Source organism: Salinivirga sp. (assembly GCF_035268865.1).
Classification (GTDB): Bacteria; Bacteroidota; Bacteroidia; order Bacteroidales; family Salinivirgaceae; genus Salinivirga.
This window is the reverse complement of the sequence record NZ_DATFKB010000233.1, coordinates 16,993-37,404: the sequence shown is the minus strand read 5'-3', so window position 1 is coordinate 37,404 and position 20,412 is coordinate 16,993. Positions and strand designations below refer to the sequence as shown.

At 39.3% G+C, this 20,412-nt stretch carries 17 protein-coding genes; 12 read left to right on the top strand and 5 right to left on the bottom strand.

Features of this window, described 5'->3' with window-relative positions; genetic code table 11:
• The first annotated feature begins 992 nt into the window (after positions 1-992).
• On the top strand, positions 993-1,913 hold the full coding sequence (locus tag VJ937_RS14210; RefSeq protein WP_324068176.1) for a hypothetical protein: 921 nt from the start codon (positions 993-995) through the stop codon (positions 1,911-1,913).
• A 180-nt stretch (positions 1,914-2,093) separates the two neighbouring features.
• On the opposite strand, the gene VJ937_RS14205 is transcribed toward VJ937_RS14210, so the two are convergent.
• The 4 genes from VJ937_RS14205 to VJ937_RS14190 form a co-directional block, all read right to left on the bottom strand.
• On the bottom strand, positions 2,094-2,591 hold the full coding sequence (locus tag VJ937_RS14205) for a hypothetical protein (protein WP_324068174.1): 498 nt from the start codon (positions 2,589-2,591) through the stop codon (positions 2,094-2,096).
• Between the two features lie 49 nt (positions 2,592-2,640).
• Complete coding sequence (gene mfd / locus VJ937_RS14200; protein WP_324068172.1) at positions 2,641-5,973, bottom strand: transcription-repair coupling factor; 3,333 nt, start codon at positions 5,971-5,973, stop codon at positions 2,641-2,643.
• An 11-nt stretch (positions 5,974-5,984) separates the two neighbouring features.
• On the bottom strand, positions 5,985-6,389 hold the full coding sequence (locus VJ937_RS14195; RefSeq protein ID WP_057952845.1) for a DUF1987 domain-containing protein: 405 nt from the start codon (positions 6,387-6,389) through the stop codon (positions 5,985-5,987).
• 163 nt (positions 6,390-6,552) lie between these two features.
• Positions 6,553-6,870 carry a hypothetical protein gene (locus VJ937_RS14190; RefSeq protein ID WP_057952846.1) on the bottom strand — a complete coding sequence of 106 codons (318 nt, stop codon included), beginning with the start codon at positions 6,868-6,870 and terminating at the stop codon, positions 6,553-6,555.
• 678 nt (positions 6,871-7,548) lie between these two features.
• Here VJ937_RS14190 and hisG point away from each other — a divergent pair.
• From hisG to VJ937_RS14135, 11 genes are all read left to right on the top strand, one after another.
• Positions 7,549-8,406 (top strand): ATP phosphoribosyltransferase, encoded by an 858-nt coding sequence (gene hisG / locus VJ937_RS14185; RefSeq protein ID WP_057952847.1) that lies wholly within the window; start codon positions 7,549-7,551, stop codon positions 8,404-8,406.
• 18 nt (positions 8,407-8,424) lie between these two features.
• Positions 8,425-9,720 (top strand): histidinol dehydrogenase, encoded by a 1,296-nt coding sequence (gene hisD / locus VJ937_RS14180; protein ID WP_324068169.1) that lies wholly within the window; start codon positions 8,425-8,427, stop codon positions 9,718-9,720.
• Positions 9,717-10,787 (top strand): histidinol-phosphate transaminase, encoded by a 1,071-nt coding sequence (hisC, locus tag VJ937_RS14175; protein ID WP_324068166.1) that lies wholly within the window; start codon positions 9,717-9,719, stop codon positions 10,785-10,787. The genes hisD and hisC overlap by 4 nt, the downstream gene beginning before the upstream one ends.
• Positions 10,788-10,797: 10 nt before the next feature.
• Positions 10,798-11,904: a bifunctional histidinol-phosphatase/imidazoleglycerol-phosphate dehydratase HisB gene (gene hisB / locus VJ937_RS14170; protein ID WP_324068164.1), complete on the top strand. Its 1,107-nt coding sequence runs from the start codon at positions 10,798-10,800 to the stop codon at positions 11,902-11,904.
• 11 nt (positions 11,905-11,915) lie between these two features.
• Entirely contained in the window at positions 11,916-12,500 is a 585-nt protein-coding gene (gene hisH / locus VJ937_RS14165) for an imidazole glycerol phosphate synthase subunit HisH (RefSeq protein WP_324068163.1), read from the top strand.
• A complete protein-coding gene (gene hisA / locus VJ937_RS14160; protein WP_324068161.1) occupies positions 12,497-13,225 on the top strand; it encodes a 1-(5-phosphoribosyl)-5-[(5-phosphoribosylamino)methylideneamino]imidazole-4-carboxamide isomerase in 729 nt (242 codons plus the stop codon). Before hisH ends, hisA begins: the two co-directional genes overlap by 4 nt.
• 10 nt (positions 13,226-13,235) lie before the next feature.
• Entirely contained in the window at positions 13,236-13,991 is a 756-nt protein-coding gene (gene hisF / locus VJ937_RS14155) for an imidazole glycerol phosphate synthase subunit HisF (RefSeq protein ID WP_324068159.1), read from the top strand.
• A 65-nt stretch (positions 13,992-14,056) separates the two neighbouring features.
• Positions 14,057-14,659 (top strand): bifunctional phosphoribosyl-AMP cyclohydrolase/phosphoribosyl-ATP diphosphatase HisIE, encoded by a 603-nt coding sequence (hisIE, locus tag VJ937_RS14150; RefSeq protein WP_324068156.1) that lies wholly within the window; start codon positions 14,057-14,059, stop codon positions 14,657-14,659.
• 64 nt (positions 14,660-14,723) lie between these two features.
• Complete coding sequence (locus VJ937_RS14145; RefSeq protein WP_324068154.1) at positions 14,724-16,619, top strand: mucoidy inhibitor MuiA family protein; 1,896 nt, start codon at positions 14,724-14,726, stop codon at positions 16,617-16,619.
• Positions 16,620-16,691: 72 nt separating this feature from the next.
• A complete protein-coding gene (locus VJ937_RS14140) occupies positions 16,692-17,702 on the top strand; it encodes a Wzz/FepE/Etk N-terminal domain-containing protein (protein ID WP_324068152.1) in 1,011 nt (336 codons plus the stop codon).
• A 7-nt stretch (positions 17,703-17,709) separates the two neighbouring features.
• On the top strand, positions 17,710-19,176 hold the full coding sequence (locus VJ937_RS14135) for an O-antigen ligase family protein (protein ID WP_324068150.1): 1,467 nt from the start codon (positions 17,710-17,712) through the stop codon (positions 19,174-19,176).
• Here VJ937_RS14135 and VJ937_RS14130 read toward each other — a convergent pair.
• On the bottom strand, positions 19,153-20,382 hold the full coding sequence (locus VJ937_RS14130) for a GAF domain-containing SpoIIE family protein phosphatase (protein WP_324068147.1): 1,230 nt from the start codon (positions 20,380-20,382) through the stop codon (positions 19,153-19,155). The two genes, VJ937_RS14135 and VJ937_RS14130, sit on opposite strands and share 24 nt — an antisense overlap.
• Positions 20,383-20,412 lie beyond the last annotated feature (30 nt).

Genomic DNA, 20,412 nt, shown 5'->3' with positions numbered 1-20,412 from the left:
AGGGTTTTGATTAAAGCTCGCAATAGCAAAATGTTGGAAAGAAAACATACGGCATAAATTAATCAATCGGTATAATCCGCGTTCTATTTATGTTAGGTAAAGATAGGAGCTCCATCGATTGATCTTCGGCAAACTTACCTCGCTTAAAATCACAAAAAAAAGGAACACGGATTAAGCTGTTAAATCCGATAAAAAATATGTGTAGTAGAATAATTGCAGCGTATTTAGCGCTTTGCCCTGGCGATATAAATATCATAGATAAGCTGATTAAAAACCGATACCGTTACTGCTTGTATTCGCGATAATTCGTCTATCGACAATATCGGTTTTAGGATTTTGATTAAAGCTTGTATTAGCAAAATGTTGGAAAGAAAACATACGGCATAGATTAATCAATCGGTATAATCCGCGTTCTATTTCATTCAGCGAGCACCGATTTAAATTAATGCGTTTTTAATAGATCACAGTTGATTTAGCGCATTTACTATTTCGCCGATAATTTTGTTCTGTTTGCAATTTTTGGAGCATCGCGGCGAATTTATTTTGAGCAGCCAAAACACCCGGCTGAAGCCGCGTGCAAGTTAGCTAGGTTGCTAATGTTGTTTATCGCCTGATAGGCATGCATGGCTTGTAGTCTAGTAAAATTTAGAACACGGATTAAGCGGTTAAAAAGAGTTCCGGGTGAATTTGGTTTAGTATTGTGTAATCTGTGAAAACCAGCTTATCATAGATATCATTTTTAGTTCCTGCCTTAAATCAGTTTCTTAAAGCAAGTCGACTTAAAAGTCCACAACTTTTTAATTTGATGTGACATCGGCGACATACCTGATACGGCAGCTCCCGCAAGTCTGGGTTATTTTATAATACACCAACTCTGTATTTTCTAACGGAAAAGCTTCAAAGACATATTGACAAATCCTCATAATCGAAATTTTTTTTTCAATTATATGCAATTGTTGCAACACATTTACCAAATTATAAAAAGAAAAACTATGGACTTAAAAAAAATTATCTTTTTAGCACTTGCAATTGCAGCTTTTGTGAGCTGTTCAGACGATGAAGAGGACAGTCTTAATAATTTAAGGGTAGAAGCACAAGAAGATAGCTTTTTACTAAAATGGGATGGCGGTAACGGAAACGATATGGTATATCGGTCTACCGGAACTGATGAGCCCATATTTTATGCAGATCCTGAAAGTTGGGGCAGATTTGAGAATTATGATCTCGAATTAGGCCTCACTTACAACTACCAAATGGTTAGACATGATGAAAATGGTGCACCAACCGGCATGAAAACCAGTGTTGTTTCTGTAGATTGTGAAGGATTTGAGCCGAACATTGCTAATGTAGAAATAAACAAAAGCCCATCGAATCCCTATCATGCGTCAATATCCTGGAACGCTTATTTCATCAGGGATATTTCGAGTGGATATTATATCAAAATAAATAAAAAGGAAGAAACAGACCTCAACTTTAGTTATTTGGCAACAGTAGATAATATAGTAGGCGAAGGAACTTACATTGATGAATGGGCCTTAAGCCCGGGAGAAAGAGTAGACTACGAAGTTGTTTTATACGACGAGGCTGATAATATAATTTCTTCCGGGGATAATTTTATCAGGGTTGATCATAATTTTGATCTAATCCCTACCAATGTAAGTGTTAGTATTATTAGCACCTCGAATCAAACGTTTCATATTTCATGGGATCCGGCTGGCGATGCAGAAGAATACTCGATAGATTTCAGAGTAAATAACGAGGGATGGAGCGATGATTACTACACAGGCACGAATACTGAAGGAGACTTTGAAATATACGGAACACTTGAAGATGGCGATGTAATACAATTCCGTGTAGCAGGTCATAAAGATGACTACACTGAATATAGCGATGTTGCTGAAATAACCTGGTAAAGAAATAACAGTATCTTATTCTACTTATATGGATAAGGGTTCATTACATCGAACGCTGTTCATTAAGACAATCAGGCTCACCTTCATTAATCATAAATAAAAAAACACAACAAATCTCTCCGTTAATCTGGAGGATTTGTTGTGTTATATTAAAAATATATGAAAGGTCTCAACTGATAATTAAAGTTTACCCAGCTGCTTCAACAAATTTGTAAAAAACAAAATAGAAAGCTGTAGGCCATCATTTTTATCATATATCAAACGTAAGGAATATATATTTTCATTTTTTCCCAATGTCCACATCCGGTCCACATGGCCTTTCTCAAAGTTCTCATCATCGCTGCTTGACCAAAAGCCTTTTCGATTGTCATCAATTCCGGTTATTCGGGTAACCTTTTCAACAATTCTCATAATGTGTTCCTTTGTATAACCTTCATCAGCATAAAAAGTAACATTGATATGATTGGTTCCCGTAATATTTGTTTTTTCAATAAAAACCCTGAATACTACACGGTTAAAGACATCAAATTCTTTCCAGGGGAGATTCTTTTCATAATCGATCAGTACAGTATCTAAAATCTCTTCACTGTTCACCTCCTCATAATCTTCGTAAAAAAAAGTTGTAAGGTCGTATGTAAAAAGGTCTAATATGGTTTTCGGTTCCTTGAAAAAGTCCATAAGCTAACTTGTTATTTTCCCCCATGTAAAGTTAATACAAAAAAGAGGATCACATAATTTTTTTTAGTTTTTCCAATGCTGTTGTTACATTTTGAATTTCTGTAAAAACAAGTCTGAGTTTATCATTTTTTTCCTCTATTCGACCTAAATTTGGATTCTCCTGCAACGCCCCAAGAATGTTCATAAAAACCGCTGATTCATAGAATGAACTTTCTTTATTACTTATGAACCAGGCCAACATTTTACCGTTACGGATAACAATTTTTTCAAAGCCTAATTTCCTGGCAAGCATACGCATCCTAACAACGTTAAGAAGATCTACAACAGGACCGGGTAACGGTCCAAAACGGTCCTTCAGTCGCTGTTCAAAATCCTGTATATCTGCTTCCTGCTTCACCTCATCCAGTTCCCGGTAAAGCTTTATCCGTTCAGATACATTCGCAATGTAACTATCGGGCAAGCGCACCTCAAAATCTGTATCTACCTGACAATCGCGCGACCATTCTTTTGTTTCTTCTGACTTCTGGGGTTGCTCATGCTGAAACAACTCTGAAAATTCTGTCTCTTTTAGCTCGTGCATTGCCTCATCGAGTATTTGCTGATAGGTCTCTAAACCAACATCTGCTATAAAACCACTCTGTTCTGCGCCAAGCAAATTTCCGGCACCTCTGATATCCAAATCCTGCATAGCTATATTAAAACCACTACCCAGCTCCGAAAACATTTCAATAGCCTGCAACCTGCGGCGTGCCTCAGCTGTAAGCGTAGTCAATGGTGGCGTTAATAAATAGGCAAAAGCCTTTTTATTGGAACGGCCTACACGTCCGCGCAATTGATGCAAATCGCTTAATCCATAATTTTGGGCATCATTAATAATTATTGTATTGGTGTTGGGAATATCTAGTCCTGACTCAATAATGGTAGTGGCAACAAGCACATCATATTTTTGGTCAATGAAATCAAGCATTGTTTTCTCGAGCTTCCGGCCTTCCATCTGACCATGTGCATGAACTGTGCTGGCTTTTGGACAAACACGTTTCACCATTGCCTCTACCTCAGTAATATTTTGAACCCTGTTGTGAATAAAAAACACCTGCCCATTTCTTGAAATCTCATAGTCGATAGCCTCTCTTATCACATCCTCATTAAACGGATGCAGTTCAGTAGTGATAGGATAGCGATTTGGAGGGGCTGTATTGATTATGGAAAGATCGCGCGCACCCATAAGTGAAAATTGCAGCGTTCGCGGGATTGGTGTAGCTGTCATGGTAAGTGTATCCACATCAGCTTTCATTGCCCTTATTTTTTCTTTGGTTGAAACCCCAAATTTTTGTTCTTCATCGTTTATGAGTAATCCAAGGTCTCTGAATTGCACATCTTTTCCGACCAACCTGTGTGTTCCTATGATTATATCAATTTCGCCACTTGCAAGATCTTTTAATATGTGGCGCTGATCTTTGGCTGTGCGCATACGTGAAATATATTCAACCCTGACCGGAAACTCCTTTAACCTGTCAGAAAAGGTCTTAAAATGCTGAAAAGCCAGAATTGTTGTAGGAACCAACACGGCAACCTGTTTACTATCACATACAGCTTTAAAAGCAGCTCTTATGGCAACTTCGGTTTTACCAAAACCCACATCTCCGCATACTAATCGATCCATTGGGATATCAGCTTCCATATCGGCTTTTACATTTTGGGTTGCCTTGAGCTGATCGGGGGTATCTTCGTATATAAAGGATGCTTCTAATTGTTCATTCAAATAGGTATCTTCACTGAATTGATAACCCTTTTTCTGCCTTCGCGCAGCATAAAGTTTGATTAAATCGCGGGCAATATCTTTTACCTTCGATTTAGTTTTACTCTTCAACCTGGCCCATGCTGCCGATCCAAGTTTATGAATGCGTGGTGGTGTGTTATCTTTTCCTTTATATTTTGAAATGCGATGCAGGGAATGGATATTTACATAAAGCACATCATTGTCTTTATATATGAGCTTTATGGCCTCCTGGGGCTTGCCGTTTATATCTATCTTCTCTAACCCTCCAAATTGCCCTACTCCATGATCGATGTGCACAACATAATCACCCGGATGCAAACCGGTAAGTTCTTTCAGGGAAATTGCATCTTTCTTGTTAAAACGTTGCTTAAGATGAAACCGCTGATAACGGTCAAAAATTTGATGATCGGTATAACAGGCAATCTTAAGTTGATGATCGATAAACCCTTCGTGCAACCTCCCGATAGCCGGATCAAATTGCACTTCGCTCTCCATCTCATTAAAAATATGTGTAAGTCTGTCTATTTGGCTTTGTTGGGTCGAAAAAACAACATTTTGATATCCGGCAAAAGTATTTTGCTTCAGATGCTCGGCAATAAGCTGAAAATTTTTCTGGAACCCCGGTTGAGCTGAGGTATCGAACTCAATTACATGGGTTCCTTCGTCCTTACCCAATTTCGCATCAATAGTAAAAAAGCTACGCCCCTGCAAGTCGACTTTCTCAGCCTGTACCAGGGCCTGCTCCAAATCAATATTGTAATCATCCTGTAAAACAGCAGTATTTTTACGGGCGCTTTCTAATGTAGTATTTATACGTTCCTGTGCATATTTCATATTGGAAACCACGATTAGGGTCTCTTCGCCCAAAAGCTCTGTTAAATTGGCTCTGTTCTGAAACAATGTTTCATCATTCAGGTCAGGAATTATATAAACGGTTTCATTTTCCGCTTTCGACAGCTGAGTTTCGGTATCGAAAGTTCGTATACTTTCTACCTCATCACCAAAAAAATCCAGGCGGTACGGCCAATCTGCAGCATAAGAAAACACATCAATTATACTGCCCCGCATTGCGTATTGTCCGGGCTGATAAACAAAATCTACAAACTCAAATCCATAAGTTTGAAGCACCTCCTGAATAAAATCCGTCGATAACTGATCTCCGGCTTTAACCTCAAGTCTGTGTTCAATAAGATCTTCAGGTTTAAAAACCTTTTCAGCCAGGGCTTCGGGATACGAAATCATTACTGTTTTTGCCTGCTTATTATTAAAAAAAGCACTAAGCGCTTCGGTTCTTAAAAGCCCGCTATCTGCATCAGGCTGGCCATGTGCGATAGATCGTTTAAATGCTGAAGGCATAAAGTAAACGTTGCCATCGCCGTATAATGCTTCCAGCTCATTTTGTAACTGCGCTGCCTGCTCTTTATCTTCAACGATTAATATAAGCCTTTTATCCAGATTAATAGCAGACAAAAGGCTCATCAGTGATAATGATGAACCTTTGAGATTGTTCCAAATTATATTTTTTTGTTTGGGGAGTGCTTCTAATGTCTTCTTTAAACCGGGGTGCTTTTCAAGTAAGGTTAAAAATTCCTGATTATTCACTTATAAAACTTTTATAAAACATCATCTTCGCCTTCCTCGTCATCGACGCCGACGAGTTTAATCGGCACTTTTTTCAACATTTGATAAATCTCTCCTTCTGATTGAATATCGTCATCATCAGTATTATAGAACCAATTAACATTTACTTTTATTCCGGAGGCATACAACTCTTCCAACTTTGTTAAAATTAGAGAAATCATTTTAGCCGAAGCACTATTTAAATAGTCCATTCTGAAATTGAACTTAATTTCACCCTTGGCTTTGGCAAGATTCCGCTCGATCCATTTAATCACAGGGTCATAAGTTTTAACAACATTTTCAGGAAGCGATCGACCCGAAATTTCATATAAATTTTCATTCGGATCAAATACTACTTTTGGCGTCTTCGGTGTAGCTTCAATGATTAAAGGTTCCATGCAAAGTATCTTTCATTATGATTTGAAGGTTAAATATACGACTTATGTTTGAATTATAAAAAAAAGTACACATAATGCATAATAGGGCACTATGATGTACTTGTATTTAAAAATGCAATAAATCTACCTGCATAATTTTATGTACAGGCTAATTTATCTTGTCTCATTTATCAAGCAAAGTCCAATAACGGCGCGTTGAAGGAAAGGATCTTATGTTGTGTTCCAAGTCCTTAAACTTTTTATTTAACGCTCTGAGGTCAGCCATGATACCATAGAACACCTGCTCCATATCTTCATCGCTTAACTTCTCAGACAATTGCTCAACAAGCCAGTTCAATGAATTCTTTCCATAGTAAAAATGAATACCATCGAGCCTTTCGGTTTTTCCGGCCAATGAACAATAAACTTCTAAGCCCCTGTTTGCTAATTCCGGATACTTGTCAGTTACTTTTTCATAAAGTGTTTTACATGTGTACGTCATAATTATATAATGTTATTATTTTTGCATACTATATTTAAAATTTAAATATTTTTTTTGTCTTATGCAAATTTATTTTCGATACCAGCTACGACTACAAGAGTTTTAAAAAAATTAAATTCATTCAGAATCGAACATTTATTATTTACATTTGTATATGTAAAATATCATAACTATAATTGCACTTGATTTAAAAATTATGAAAAGAATGTCTGTACATACTGCTCATCATCACCATCACACAATAGTGTGACGGAAGTGCAGTGGTATGCTTAGGCTTAAAATAAACAGAAGGCTTGCAGAAACTGCAAGCCTTTTTTATTGAGACTTAGCTTCCAAAAGCGAAGCGCATTGGAAGCTTTAGTCGAAAAAATCCCGATAGTGAAACGTATCGGGATAGGAGAAACAAAAACAAATCAGCAAATTGAAATCATATAAAGTAGACTTCAGCCCCAAAAAGCGAAGCGCATTGGAAGCTTTAGTCGAAAAAACAGAAAAAAATGAAACAATAAGAACGAATAAAATGAAAACAATTCAGCATCATATCCATCATCATCACGGGTGTAATACACACACGGCAGGATGCGTATGGTCTGAATAGAATAGAAAAATCTTAATCAGAAAAGGCCGGCAGCTAACTGCCGGCCTTTTTTTATGCAAAAAAATTAAACGATAAATATTATGGACAAAATTACAATTGCAGTACAAAAGAAAGGTCGCATGAGCGACAAATCGCTGGAACTTTTTAAAGAATCGGGTATACGTTTCACAAATGGCGCAAGAAGACTCATTGCATTATCGAACGATTTTCCCATCAGGCTGCTTTACCTCAGAGATGATGACATACCACAATATGTGGCCGACGGAGTAGCAGATGCAGGGATTGTTGGAGAAAACGAGGTGCTTGAAAAAAACAGACCGGTTGAGACAGCACTTAAATTAGGATTTGCAAAATGCCGACTCTCTCTTGCCATTCCAAAAGAAAACAACTATCCCGATTTGAACTGGTTTCAAAATAAACGTATAGCTACCTCCTACCCTCAGATACTCACCAAGTTTCTGTTAAAAAATAGTATAAGAGCAGAAGTACACGAAATTAGCGGCTCTGTAGAAATAGCTCCGGGTATTGGTCTTGCTGATGCAATTTTCGACATTGTAAGCTCCGGGAGTACCCTTATCAGCAATGGTCTTAAAGAAGTAGAAACGGTTGTAAAAAGCGAGGCCCTGTTAATAAAAAACCCGGCTATAAACCCTGCCAAACAGGAATTACTCAACCAGCTCATTTTTCGTTTCGATGCAGCAATGGCAGCAGAAAACAACAAATACATACTGCTCAATGCACCAAATGACAAGCTGGAACACATCATTGAGCTTATACCTGGAATGAAAAGTCCTACGGTAGTGCCCCTGGCTGAAGAAGGATGGAGCTCAGTGCACTCGGTGGTAAATGAAAATAAATTCTGGCAGGTTATCGACCAGCTGAAAAGTGCAGGAGCACAAGGAATATTGGTCACCTCTCTCGAAAAAATGATTGTGTAATTACTTTAAAAACACACCATGCAATACATTCAATATACTAATCAGAAAGACCTCAACAGCATCATTAAACGTCCTGTCAGGGAAAAAGAAGACCTCTTCCCTGTCGTAAGAAAAATAATGGACGAAGTAAAAAATAATGGTGATCGGGCCCTGATTAATTTCTCCGAAAAATTTGACGGAAATGCCCCCAAATATATATCGTTGAACAAAACAACAATGGAAGAAAACGTAAAAGGCATATCCGATGACCTTAAAGATGCTATTGACCTTGCCATAAAAAACATAAAACAATTTCACCTGGCCCAAATAAGCTCAGAAATAAAAATTGAGCCTGCACCTGGAGTAATTTGTGAACAACGGGCTGTACCAATTGAAAAAGTAGGCTTATATATTCCAGGTGGGACAGCACCCCTGTTTTCTTCGGTAATTATGTTGGCTGTACCGGCTGTACTTGCCGGATGCAAAGAAATTGTTTTGATCACGCCACCTGATATAAACGGAGAAATTCCCACTACCATTCAATATGCTGCTTTGCAATCAGGACTTACAACCATTTACTGTGGCGGTGGTGCCCAGGGAATTGCAGCATTAACTTATGGAACAGAAGGTATTCCGAAGGTTGATAAAATTCTGGGACCCGGAAATCAATTTGTTACAGCTGCAAAACAACTTGCTTTTTTAGAGGGAATTGCGATTGATATGCCAGCCGGACCCAGCGAGGTAGCAGTCATTGCCGATGCCGATGCAAATGCAGCATTCGTTGCAGCTGATTTGCTCTCACAAGCTGAGCACGGCACCGACAGCCAGGTCTTACTTATTGGAACCAACGATAAAAAGCTAAATGAGATAGAAAAAGAACTCAACAAGCAAATTAAAGACCTTCCACGGAGCGAAATTGCAAAAACCACACTTAGCAAGAGTCTGGTGGTAAAAACGTCAGACACCGACGAGGCCATGAGCATAAGTAATGCATATGCACCGGAGCACCTCATATTGGCCACATCAAACGCCCGGGAACTTGCTACAAAAGTTACAAATGCCGGCTCGGTATTTATTGGTGCACTAACCCCTGAAAGTGCCGGAGATTACGCATCGGGCACAAATCATACGCTACCCACAAACAGAGCAGCTACCGCATTTAGTGGTGTAAATATGGATGCCTTTATGAAAAAAATCACGTTTCAGGAATTAAGCTCCGAAGGAGTGAACTCAATTGGCAAAGCTGTGGTAACCATGGCCCAAAACGAACAGCTTCAGGCGCACGCAAATGCAATGCAACTAAGAATTAATAACCTAAAAAACCTGACATCATGAATATCGGATCACTTGTTCGGCCAAACATCCGAAAACTAAAACCCTACAGCTCAGCGCGCAGCCTGATAAAACAAGACAATCAGGTACTGATGGATGCCAATGAAAATCCATTTAGCGAATTGGGTCGTTACCCCGATCCAAAACAAACTGATTTGCGTGAAGCGCTGGCTGAATATTACAAAATTCCTTCAGATAGTATTTTACCGGGTAACGGTTCTGATGAACTCATAGACCTGCTTTTCAGGGTTTTTACTGAGCCAGGGCGATCGAACGTTTTAATTCCCCAACCCACATACGGAATGTATGAGGTAGCGGCAAACATTCAAAATTGCTACATTAAAGAAGTAATGCTAGACAATCAGTTTCAGCCCGATGCAGACACCATATTAGAAGCTGCAGATAAAGAAACGAAAATGATCTTTCTCTGTTCGCCAAACAATCCTACAGGTAATATACTAGACACGAATACCATAGAAAAAATATTAATAAGTTTCAATGGATTGGTCATAATTGATCAGGCTTATCTGGAATTTTCCAACTCTGAGCCATGGCGCAACCGAATTAAGGAGTTTCCCAACCTGATAGTTTTGCAAACTTTCTCTAAAGCCTGGGGTATGGCTGGCATTCGGGGTGGACTGGCATTTACAAACCCCGAAATCATTCAATGGTTAATGCGTATAAAGCTTCCCTATAACCTCAATCAACTAACCCAGCGACAAATGACACAGGCCCTCAAAACAGCACCTGTAATGAAAAACTGGGTCAATACAATTATTAATGAGCGTAATGCGATGATAAAAGCCCTGAACACAATAAGTGCTGTAGTAACAGTTTATCCGTCTGATGCAAATTACTTACTGGTTAAGTTCAGGAATGCTGAGCAAATTTATAAACAACTAAAAAAACGGGGCATAATTATACGAGACAGAAGTAATATGAAAGGGTGCAAAAGCACATTGCGTATCAGCATTGGCACTCCGAGGGAAAATAGTTTGCTTTTAAAAACACTCCAAAATTTAAATACTACGGAGAATCAACCCACAGAAAAAACACCTTCTGTACAATAAACAGGAAATCATGCAAAAAATACTTTTCATTGATCGAGATGGAACCCTAATAGCCGAACCAGAGGAAGACTTCCAGGTAGACAGTCTGGAAAAATTCTGTCTTCTTCCGGGTGTAATAGGCGCATTTAAAAAAATAGTTGCCCGTACCGACTATCGTTTGGTAATGGTAACTAATCAGGATGGTCTGGGCACCGAAAGCTTTCCCCTGGAAAAATTCACTCCATTGCAAAACCTTTTGGTTAATATACTCCGGGGAGAAGGAATTGTTTTCGATGCCATTCACATAGACCCGTCGTTACCCTCTGACAACAGCCCAAACCGCAAGCCGGGAACCGGCATGTTGACAAGCTACCTGAATGGTCAGTATAACCTGGCCGAATCGTATGTGATTGGCGATCGCTTCACTGACGTGCAGCTTGCCGAAAACATAGGCAGCCGGGCCATCCTTTTCAAGGAATCAAACGCTACCGAACAGAAATCTGAGAGCTTATCTCTGGTAACAAGCAACTGGGAAGAAATTGCAAGCTTTTTAATAAATAACCAGAGAAAAAGCCTGGTAAAACGCCAAACAAAAGAAACAGACATTGAGGTATTTGTAGATCTCAACAAATTTGAAAAACCGAAAATTAAAACCGGAATTGCATTTTTTAATCACATGCTGGAGCAGATAGCTTTTCATGGAAACATAAAACTCAACATTAACTGCACAGGTGATTTAGAGATAGACGAACACCACACAATCGAAGACACTGGTTTAGCTCTGGGAGCGGCATTTGCCAATGCACTGAAAAACAAAAAAGGACTCAATCGCTATGGATTCACGCTACCCATGGATGAAGCATTGGCCACAACAGCCGTTGATTTCGGTGGTCGCCCGTATTTAAAATGGGATGTGGATTTTAAACGCGACACTGTGGGTGGAATAGACTCAACACTATTTGAGCACTTTTTCCGCTCATTCTCCCAAAAAGCTGAATGCACATTGCACGTTACAGCTACTGGTAAAAACGACCACCACCTTATTGAATCTGTTTTTAAATCATTTGCCCGTACTGTAAAAATGGCAATTCAGCAAAGCAGTTTAAATGCGCTGCCTTCGTCGAAAGGTCAAATATAAAAACACAATCTATGGAAATCGTAATCATACAATACAATGCCGGAAATATTCAATCGGTCGATTTTGCACTACAGCGACTTGGCGTAAATGCTGAAATAACGGCCGACCCGGATAAAATTCGCAAAGCAGATAAAGTCATTTTCCCGGGAGTTGGCGAAGCTTCAGGCACAATGAAATATTTAAAGGAAAACGGCCTTGATAAAATCATTAGATCACTCGAACAGCCCGTATTGGGGATATGCCTGGGAATGCAACTCATGTGTTCCTACTCTGAGGAGGGTTCGTCAACATGTATGGATATTTTACCCGCTCCGGTTAAAAAATTCGGTGCAAAGCCGGGGCTTAAAATACCACATATGGGGTGGAACAAAGTAGACGCTCTAAACCAGGGAATTTTCAGCGTACTCGATCAGAAATATGTCTATTTCGTACACAGTTACTATGTGCCACAAAACAAACATACAACATTAACAAGCAATTACGATGGCACATTTAGCGCAGCCATGCAATACAAAAACTTTTACGGCGTACAATTCCACCCTGAAAAGAGTGGCGAGGTTGGCGCACAATTTTTAAAAGAATTCATTACGCTATGATCGAAATTATTCCAGCAATAGATATCATCAACGGGGAATGCGTGCGGCTGAAACAAGGAGATTTCAGTCAAAAAACCACCTATGGATTAGATCCGGTTGAAGTGGCCAAAGAATTTGAATCCTATGGTGCGAAAAAGCTACACATAGTAGACCTTGATGCCGCCAAAACCGGCCGGCAAAAAAACATTGAAACTATTAAACGAGTCGCAATAAGCACTAACCTCACTATAGACGTAGGTGGTGGCATAAAAACAACATCACAGGTTGAAAACCTGCTTAATAGTGGCATAGGCGCAGTAAATATTGGGAGCACTGCCTTAACACAACCTGAATTATTTAAAAACTGGTTAAATAGGTTCGGGAGAGATCGCATTTGGCTTTCCGCCGATGTGCGCAAAGAACACATTTCTATCAATGGCTGGCAAAAGCAGACCAACACGAACATTGTAAAACTTTTAAAAGAGTTCACTCAATGCGGATTAAAAACAGCCGTTATCACAGCCATTGAGCGGGATGGCATGATGAAAGGACCGGACATCAAGCTCTATGAGAAAATCAGCAGTTTATTTCCCGGACTTACAATCATTGCCAGCGGAGGAGTCAGCGCGAGAGTGGATTTGATGGAGCTGGATCAGATTGGAATCTCTAAAGCCATTGTAGGCAAAGCACTTTATGAAACCTCGCAGGAAAGCCTGAATTTGAAAACGTGGATGAAAAACCTATAAAACAAAAACTATGTTAACCAAACGTATTATTCCATGCCTCGATGTTCGAAACGGAAGAACCGTAAAAGGCATCAACTTTAAAGAAATAAAGGATGTAGGCGATCCTGTTGAATTGGGGAAACTTTACAGTGCATCGGGGGCCGACGAGTTGGTTTACCTCGACATTACAGCCAGTCAGGAAGAGCGCAACACCTTTCCTGATTTGGTTAAACGTATTGCCAGACATGTAAACATTCCGTTTACAGTAGGTGGGGGCATAAAAACAGCGCAAGATGCTTCGGTATTGCTTAAAGCAGGTGCCGATAAAGTATCAATCAACTCAGCTGCACTGGCCAACCCCAAACTCATCAACGACATTGCGCTCGCATTCGGCAACCAATGCGTGGTATTGGCCATAGACGCAAAACTTGAAAATGACCAGTGGAATGTTTACGCTAAAGGCGGCACACAACGCACCACTAAAGAGCTCTATAGCTGGGCCCAGGAGGGTATCCAAAGAGGTGCCGGAGAAATTTTATTCACATCGATGAATCACGATGGCACAACAAATGGATTTGCCAACGAAGCCTTGCAAAAACTATCAGAAAACGTTAATGTTCCTGTTATTGCCTCTGGTGGAGCAGGTTCAATGGAACATTTCGTAGGAGCATTTGACATAGGCAAAACCGATGCCGCATTGGCAGCAAGTGTGTTTCACTATAATCAGATTCAAATCAGTGACCTTAAATTATATCTTCAGGATAAAGGTGTAACTATGCGAATCTGACAGCTTGTTTTAAAAAAGCAAACTGGTTTTTACATATTTTCTAATCATTCAAACAACCAACAATTATGGATAGCTCAAAAATTAATTTTGAAAAACAAAATGGCCTTGTACCTGCAATAGTACAGGATGCAACAACAAGGCAGGTACTTATGCTTGGATACATGAATAAAGAGGCTGTGGAGCGCACCCTGAAATCGGGCAAGGTTACATTTTACAGTCGCAGCAGACAAGAAATATGGGTAAAAGGCGAAACGAGTGGAAATACACTCAACCTGATAGACATATATCCTGATTGTGATAATGACACCCTTTTGGTAATGGCAACACCGGAAGGCCCCACTTGCCACACGGGAAACTACAATTGCTTTGCGACAAAAAAAACAAGCATCATGGAGTTTTTGCCGCAACTACAAAATGTAATTGAACAACGGAAGAATGAGATGCCGGCAGGATCTTACACAACTTCACTATTCGAAAAAGGTATTGATAAAATAGCGCAAAAAGTTGGAGAAGAAGCGGTAGAAACTGTAATTGAAGCTAAAAACACAAAAGATAAACGACTGCTCAACGAATCTGCAGATCTTATTTTTCACTTAATGGTATTGCTAAGCAAACGCGGTCTAGGCATCGAAAAAGTTGAAGAAGTATTGATAAACCGGCACAAGTAAATGAATTACAATATTCTGAATAATTAGCAAAAAGATGTATATTTATCGTGTTAAAAACAAATACATGAAAAAATACATCTTTTGCTTCTCATTAATCATAGCAAGCATAGCAGGCACAGCCAATGACACATTGCGCGTAAAGAGCAACATCGATGAAGTAAGCTTCCTATTAGAAGGTGCATTAATAAAATCAAATGTAAAAGTCAACATTCCCAGGGGAGAATCAGTGCTGGTAATTGAGCATTTGCCGCAAAGTATAGACCCAACCTCCATACGAATTAAAACCCCAAAAAGCATTAGAGTAGCATCGGTCGAACCGGGTATAAATCCCAACACCCTGCCACCAAACGCACTTGATGACATTCGGGCCAAACGAAAAATAATTCAGCAAAAAAGACAAAAACTCAACAATAAGCTCAAAGCTCTTGGAGAAGAAATGACCCTCTTAAAAACAAACTACAATGTTAAGGGACAGGAAACACTCTCAAAAGATAAACTGAAAATCATTGCTGATTTCTACAGAGAAAGGATGCAGGAAATACATAATACAGAACTGGACGTTCAATACACATTACATGACCTGAACAAACAATTAACAGCACTAGATGACAGCATTGAAATGCGCCAGATGCGCAAAGAACCTTTTGCCGAAATTACTGTAAACATTAATGCTGCAAAGTATACCAATGCTACTCTTCAAGTTACAAGTTACATACCCAATGCCGGTTGGCATGCAACCTATGAGCTATTGATACCATCCACCACAGAACCTATGAAACTTATTCATAAAGCCGTGGTCAAACAAAACACATCAAAAGCCTGGAAAAATGTAAAAGCAAGCGTAAGCAATACCAACCCTACACTAACAAACGAAAAACCAAACATGCGCGTTTGGTATACCAACCAGCCCAAACCTTCATACGGTTCAGGTAAACGTGTTATTCAACAAATGAAAAAAACAGGTAGTATTCGCGGAAGAGTTTTTGACAATAGAAGTGGAGCAATTCCATATGCAAACGTAGTGCTTATGCAAAACGGGAATCAGGTCACTGGATCAGTAACAAATGCGAGTGGCAACTTCAAAATTGAACATGTAAAACCGGGTTACTACAACATTAAAGCCAGCTCCGTAGGCTATCAGCCTACAAGCACTTCACGATTCAGGGTTAATGCCGGACAAACAAGCAACATAAACCTCAGGATGCAAGCAGCTGTTACCCAACTTGATGAAATAGTAGTAGCGGCAGTCGAAGAAGAGCGTCCCAGAATGAGAAAAAAAACAAGCAGTAAAACAGCTCCAGCCGCAACAACCGGCGGAACACAACCCAAATATGAAATTACATCGAGCAGTGCCCAGGGCGTAAACACGCTGCAACAAAGTAACAGGATAGAATATAAATTTGACAAACCTTATAACATACCAGCTCATAACCAGGAGAAACAAATTGAACTGCAAACAACATCAATTCCTGCAGAATTTAAATATTACGCTTTACCCGACTTTGCCGATGCAGCATTTCTTGTAGCCCAAATACCCGGTTGGGAAAAAATTAAACTACTGGAAGGCGAAGCAGCCATTTTTTTCGAAAACACCTGGGTAGGCAGCACATGGCTTACACCCAAAAAAACAACTGATACGTTAAAACTCAGCATCGCCCGCGATCCTTCAATTGTAATAAAAAAAGAACTGATTAAACATGAGATTAAACGCAACCTCCTGGGAAAAAATAAATCAGAAACATACGACTATGAGATTACTGTAAAAAACACAAAAGCCTATCCAATCGAAATCACAATAGAAGACCAAATACCCGTAAGTAATATTAAAGACAAAAGCGTTGAAATAAAGGAAAAATCAGGCGCTAAACACAACGAAGAAAAAGGTTTTCTTTACTGGGATATTAAACTTGGGAAAGGCGAATCAGAGCAACTTACTTTAAGTTACACCATCGAAAAATAATTTAATGCATTGCCGATATCATCAAATTGGCAGATATTTATATTTTTGCACAAAACTTTTAAATAAGCTCAAATGAATAAGACTACTCAGGATTCAACATTTGATTCAACAAATCTTTTTGTTTTTATCCTCAAAAAATGGAAAATCATTTTTGCCATCACAGCTATTGGAGCCGTAATTTCAATTATAACATCATTTCTTATAACCCCAAAATTTCAGTCGTCCGTAATTCTCTATCCGGCCACTTCTGAATCCCTGGCAAAATCGGTAATTAGGGATGACATGGGGTCCAAAGGCGCTTTACAATTTGGTGAAGAAGAAGAAGTAGAACAAGTACTTCAGATATTGAATTCTGATGAACTTAAAAACAAAATCATCAAAAAGTATAATCTTTACGAGCATTATGAAATAGCAGAAGATGCTCAGTACCCCAAAACACAATTAAAAAAAGAATACAACTCTAATATTTCGGTTGAACGGACAAAATTCATGTCGGTTCGTATAGAAGTGCTTGACAAAGACCCCAAAATGGCAGCTAAAATAGCCAATGCCATATCAACGTTTGCCGATACTTTAATGAATGACATTAAGCTAAAACGGGCAAAAATTGCCCTGGAGTTGCTGAAGGAGCGATATGAAGAAGAGCAAAATACCATTGAAACACTTGAAGATTCATTAAAAGAGATCCGAAAAATGGGCATCAACAATTATGAATCACAAGCTGAAGTATTTAATGATGCCTATGCACAAGCACTGGCAGAAAACCGGGTTAGAGGAGCACGTAAAATAGAAGAGAAACTGGAAATCCTGTCAGAGTATGGTGGAGCTTATGAAAGTATGACACAAAAATTGCAACTTTCTATTTCAAGGGTCAAATTTTTGAACAAAAAAGTAGAAGAGATGGAAATTGAAGCCAACAGCAATGTACCACACGTTTTTATTGTAGACCGTGCCATTCCATCTGAAAAAAAGGCTTATCCGGTAAGGTGGCTTATAGTTGTGGTTTCGACTTTTGGAGCTTTTGTTTTCAGCATTTTGGTTTTATTAATACTCGACACTTACAGGAAATATCTGAAGAAATAATTTCCCCGTGAAAAAATTCCTGCAAAACAATCTGTTTATTTTCTGGGGCCTGTCGATCGCTTTTCTGCTGTTGACAGGTTATGCAATAATAAGTGAGCAATTTTTTCTGCTTGCAATACCCTATGTTCTTGGTATTGTGTGGATAGCTTTAAAAGCCATTGATAAGCTCTTGTTCTTAATAGTATTTTTAGTCCCTTTGTCCGTGCCCATGAGTGAATTCTTCAGTGGGTTACCCATAAACATGTTCGTACCCACAGAACCACTTGTTGCAGGAGTACTTTTGCTTTTCCTGATATTACTGCCTACGCAAAAATGGATAAACAAAGACCTTTTGTACCATCCGGTCACCGTTGCAAGCGCAGTATTAATGATCTGGATGCTATTAACCACAGTTACCAGCACAATGCCAGTAGTGAGCATTAAGTTTTTCTTCATGCGCTTATGGTTCCTGATCACCTTTTATTACATGATGGTATTAATAATCAGGAAACCCAAAGACATAGAAAAATTGATTTGGCTTTACACAATTCCAATGGTAATCGTTATAGCTTATGGGCTTACCCGGCACGTCACATATGGAATTTTTGATAAGAAAATTGCCCACTGGGCAGCTAACCCTTTCTTTAAAGATCACACCATTTACGGAGCAGCACTTGCATTTTACGTACCGTTCCTTGCACTAATGGCATTTCGTAAAGGGAAGGCATTACTTACACAAGTTGGCACTGTAAGCCTGCTTGTTATATTTATTACCGCCCTGATATTTTCATATTCCAGAGCAGCATGGCTTAGCGTTGGGGGTGCACTAATCCTATATATCATTATAAGGTTAAAAGTAAACTGGAAATATATCGTAGGACTTTCAATTATAGCCCTAATTGCGGGTGGCTTTATGTGGAACAGAATTATGATCCAGCTTGAACAAAACCGGCAGGAAAGTTCTGTTTCAAATATTGGCGAACACGTAAAATCAATGACCAACATTACCAGCGACGCCTCCAACTTAGAACGAATTAATCGCTGGAAATCAGCCTTCAGGATGTTTAACGAAAAACCGCTTTTAGGTTTTGGACCGGGTACCTACATGTTCCAGTATGCCCCTTATCAAATGTCGTATGAGCGCACAATCATTTCAACCAATGCTGCCAACAGAGGCAATGCTCATTCAGAATATTTCGGTCCATTATCAGAGCAGGGGCTTCCCGGTATGCTAACCTACATTGCACTTATTACGGCTATCATGATAACGGGAATCCGCCGTTATTATTTGCTCGAGGACCCCACACTCAAAAGATATTTAATAGGTGCCATACTTGGGTTGGCCACATACATATTACATGGTTTTCTGAATAACTTTCTTGATACAGATAAAATCTCAGTGCCATTTTGGGGATTTACAGCCGTAATTGTAGCTATTGATATGTATCACCACCAGCTGTCCAGCAATAATTTAGAGAAACTCGAAAGCAAATAGGGTAACATCATCGCTATATTTTCCGGCACCTTTGTGTTGGTCTAGTTGATTAATGGTATTGTCAACGATATCATCAATAGGTTGTTTCTGAACCAATTCATGTTCCATGATACCGGTCCCAAACTCTACCTGGTTTTCATTCTCGAGTTCTACCATTCCATCGGTATAGAGGAGCAATCGTGAACCCGGGGTAGTATAATCCTCGCCCATTTCAATACTGGGAAGTTCATCGAACATACCCACACCCGTACATCCTGTTTTAAGATAGCGCACCTGGTAGGCACTGGGTTCGAAAAATATCGGGGGATTATGCCCTGCATTGATGTATTCAAGCCTGTGCGTATCGGCATTATATCGACCTATAAATAAGGTAATAAACTTCTCCCCGTTTGCATTTTTCATAACCCGTTCATTGAGATTCACAACCACGTCAATTAATGATGATTTCTCACTTAACAGGGCACGCAAATTGGCCTGAAAGTTAGACATTAAAAGGGCTGCGGAAATTCCTTTTCCCGATACATCGGCAATGCAAAAGCCATAGCTATTTCCCTGCAGTTTAATAATATCGTAATAATCGCCTCCCACCTCGAAGTGTGGTAAATAGTAAGCTGCGGTTTGCAAATGCTCATTATTTGGCAATGATGAGTGTGTAGGAATCAGCATATTCTGCATCTTGGAGGCTAATTCTAACTCCTTATGGAGTACCTTCTGATGCAAATTTTGGTTGTACAACCTTTTATTCTCGATTGCAACAACCAGTATATTGGCCAGTGTCTGTATGAAATGCAAGTGCTTAATTGTGGGACTCACCCCAACGCGTTCCTCATCAATATCACCTATAACCAAATAGGCAAGCGGTCGATCTTTATGAGAAATGGGGATTATCACATCAAATTGTCCCAAATGCGGATTTAAAGTGGTTGTAAGATTGGTAATTTGCTGATAATACAGCAGATCATTTTCTACAGAAATATCATCAATTAGTTTCTTTGTGACACCATCGTATGCAAGCACCTCCCACTTTTCGTTGTAATTGTATAAGATTAGCTTACCAATATTAAGGTCTTCGCGTAAAATTTTCACGAAACGATCCAGGAGCTCCTGTATGGGCAAATTTTCATTTATGGCCAGTGTAATATTAAGCAAAAAGTCCAGCTTAAAATTACAGAACTGCAAACGGTGTAAAGACGCTTTTCTCCCCATACGATTCTTTTAAGTGCAATTTAGACAATT

What these genes read in the sequence shown, in the direction of transcription:
- VJ937_RS14210 (WP_324068176.1), top strand. Translation starts at nt 993, where the DNA reads ATGGACTTAAAAAAAATTATCTTTTTAGCACTTGCAATTGCAGCTTTT.
- VJ937_RS14205 (WP_324068174.1), bottom strand. Translation starts at nt 2,591, where the DNA reads ATGGACTTTTTCAAGGAACCGAAAACCATATTAGACCTTTTTACATAC.
- VJ937_RS14195 (WP_057952845.1), bottom strand. Translation starts at nt 6,389, where the DNA reads ATGGAACCTTTAATCATTGAAGCTACACCGAAGACGCCAAAAGTAGTA.
- VJ937_RS14190 (WP_057952846.1), bottom strand. Translation starts at nt 6,870, where the DNA reads ATGACGTACACATGTAAAACACTTTATGAAAAAGTAACTGACAAGTAT.
- hisG (WP_057952847.1), top strand. Translation starts at nt 7,549, where the DNA reads ATGGACAAAATTACAATTGCAGTACAAAAGAAAGGTCGCATGAGCGAC.
- hisD (WP_324068169.1), top strand. Translation starts at nt 8,425, where the DNA reads ATGCAATACATTCAATATACTAATCAGAAAGACCTCAACAGCATCATT.
- hisC (WP_324068166.1), top strand. Translation starts at nt 9,717, where the DNA reads ATGAATATCGGATCACTTGTTCGGCCAAACATCCGAAAACTAAAACCC.
- hisB (WP_324068164.1), top strand. Translation starts at nt 10,798, where the DNA reads ATGCAAAAAATACTTTTCATTGATCGAGATGGAACCCTAATAGCCGAA.
- hisH (WP_324068163.1), top strand. Translation starts at nt 11,916, where the DNA reads ATGGAAATCGTAATCATACAATACAATGCCGGAAATATTCAATCGGTC.
- hisA (WP_324068161.1), top strand. Translation starts at nt 12,497, where the DNA reads ATGATCGAAATTATTCCAGCAATAGATATCATCAACGGGGAATGCGTG.
- hisF (WP_324068159.1), top strand. Translation starts at nt 13,236, where the DNA reads ATGTTAACCAAACGTATTATTCCATGCCTCGATGTTCGAAACGGAAGA.
- hisIE (WP_324068156.1), top strand. Translation starts at nt 14,057, where the DNA reads ATGGATAGCTCAAAAATTAATTTTGAAAAACAAAATGGCCTTGTACCT.
- VJ937_RS14145 (WP_324068154.1), top strand. Translation starts at nt 14,724, where the DNA reads ATGAAAAAATACATCTTTTGCTTCTCATTAATCATAGCAAGCATAGCA.
- VJ937_RS14140 (WP_324068152.1), top strand. Translation starts at nt 16,692, where the DNA reads ATGAATAAGACTACTCAGGATTCAACATTTGATTCAACAAATCTTTTT.
- VJ937_RS14130 (WP_324068147.1), bottom strand. Translation starts at nt 20,382, where the DNA reads ATGGGGAGAAAAGCGTCTTTACACCGTTTGCAGTTCTGTAATTTTAAG.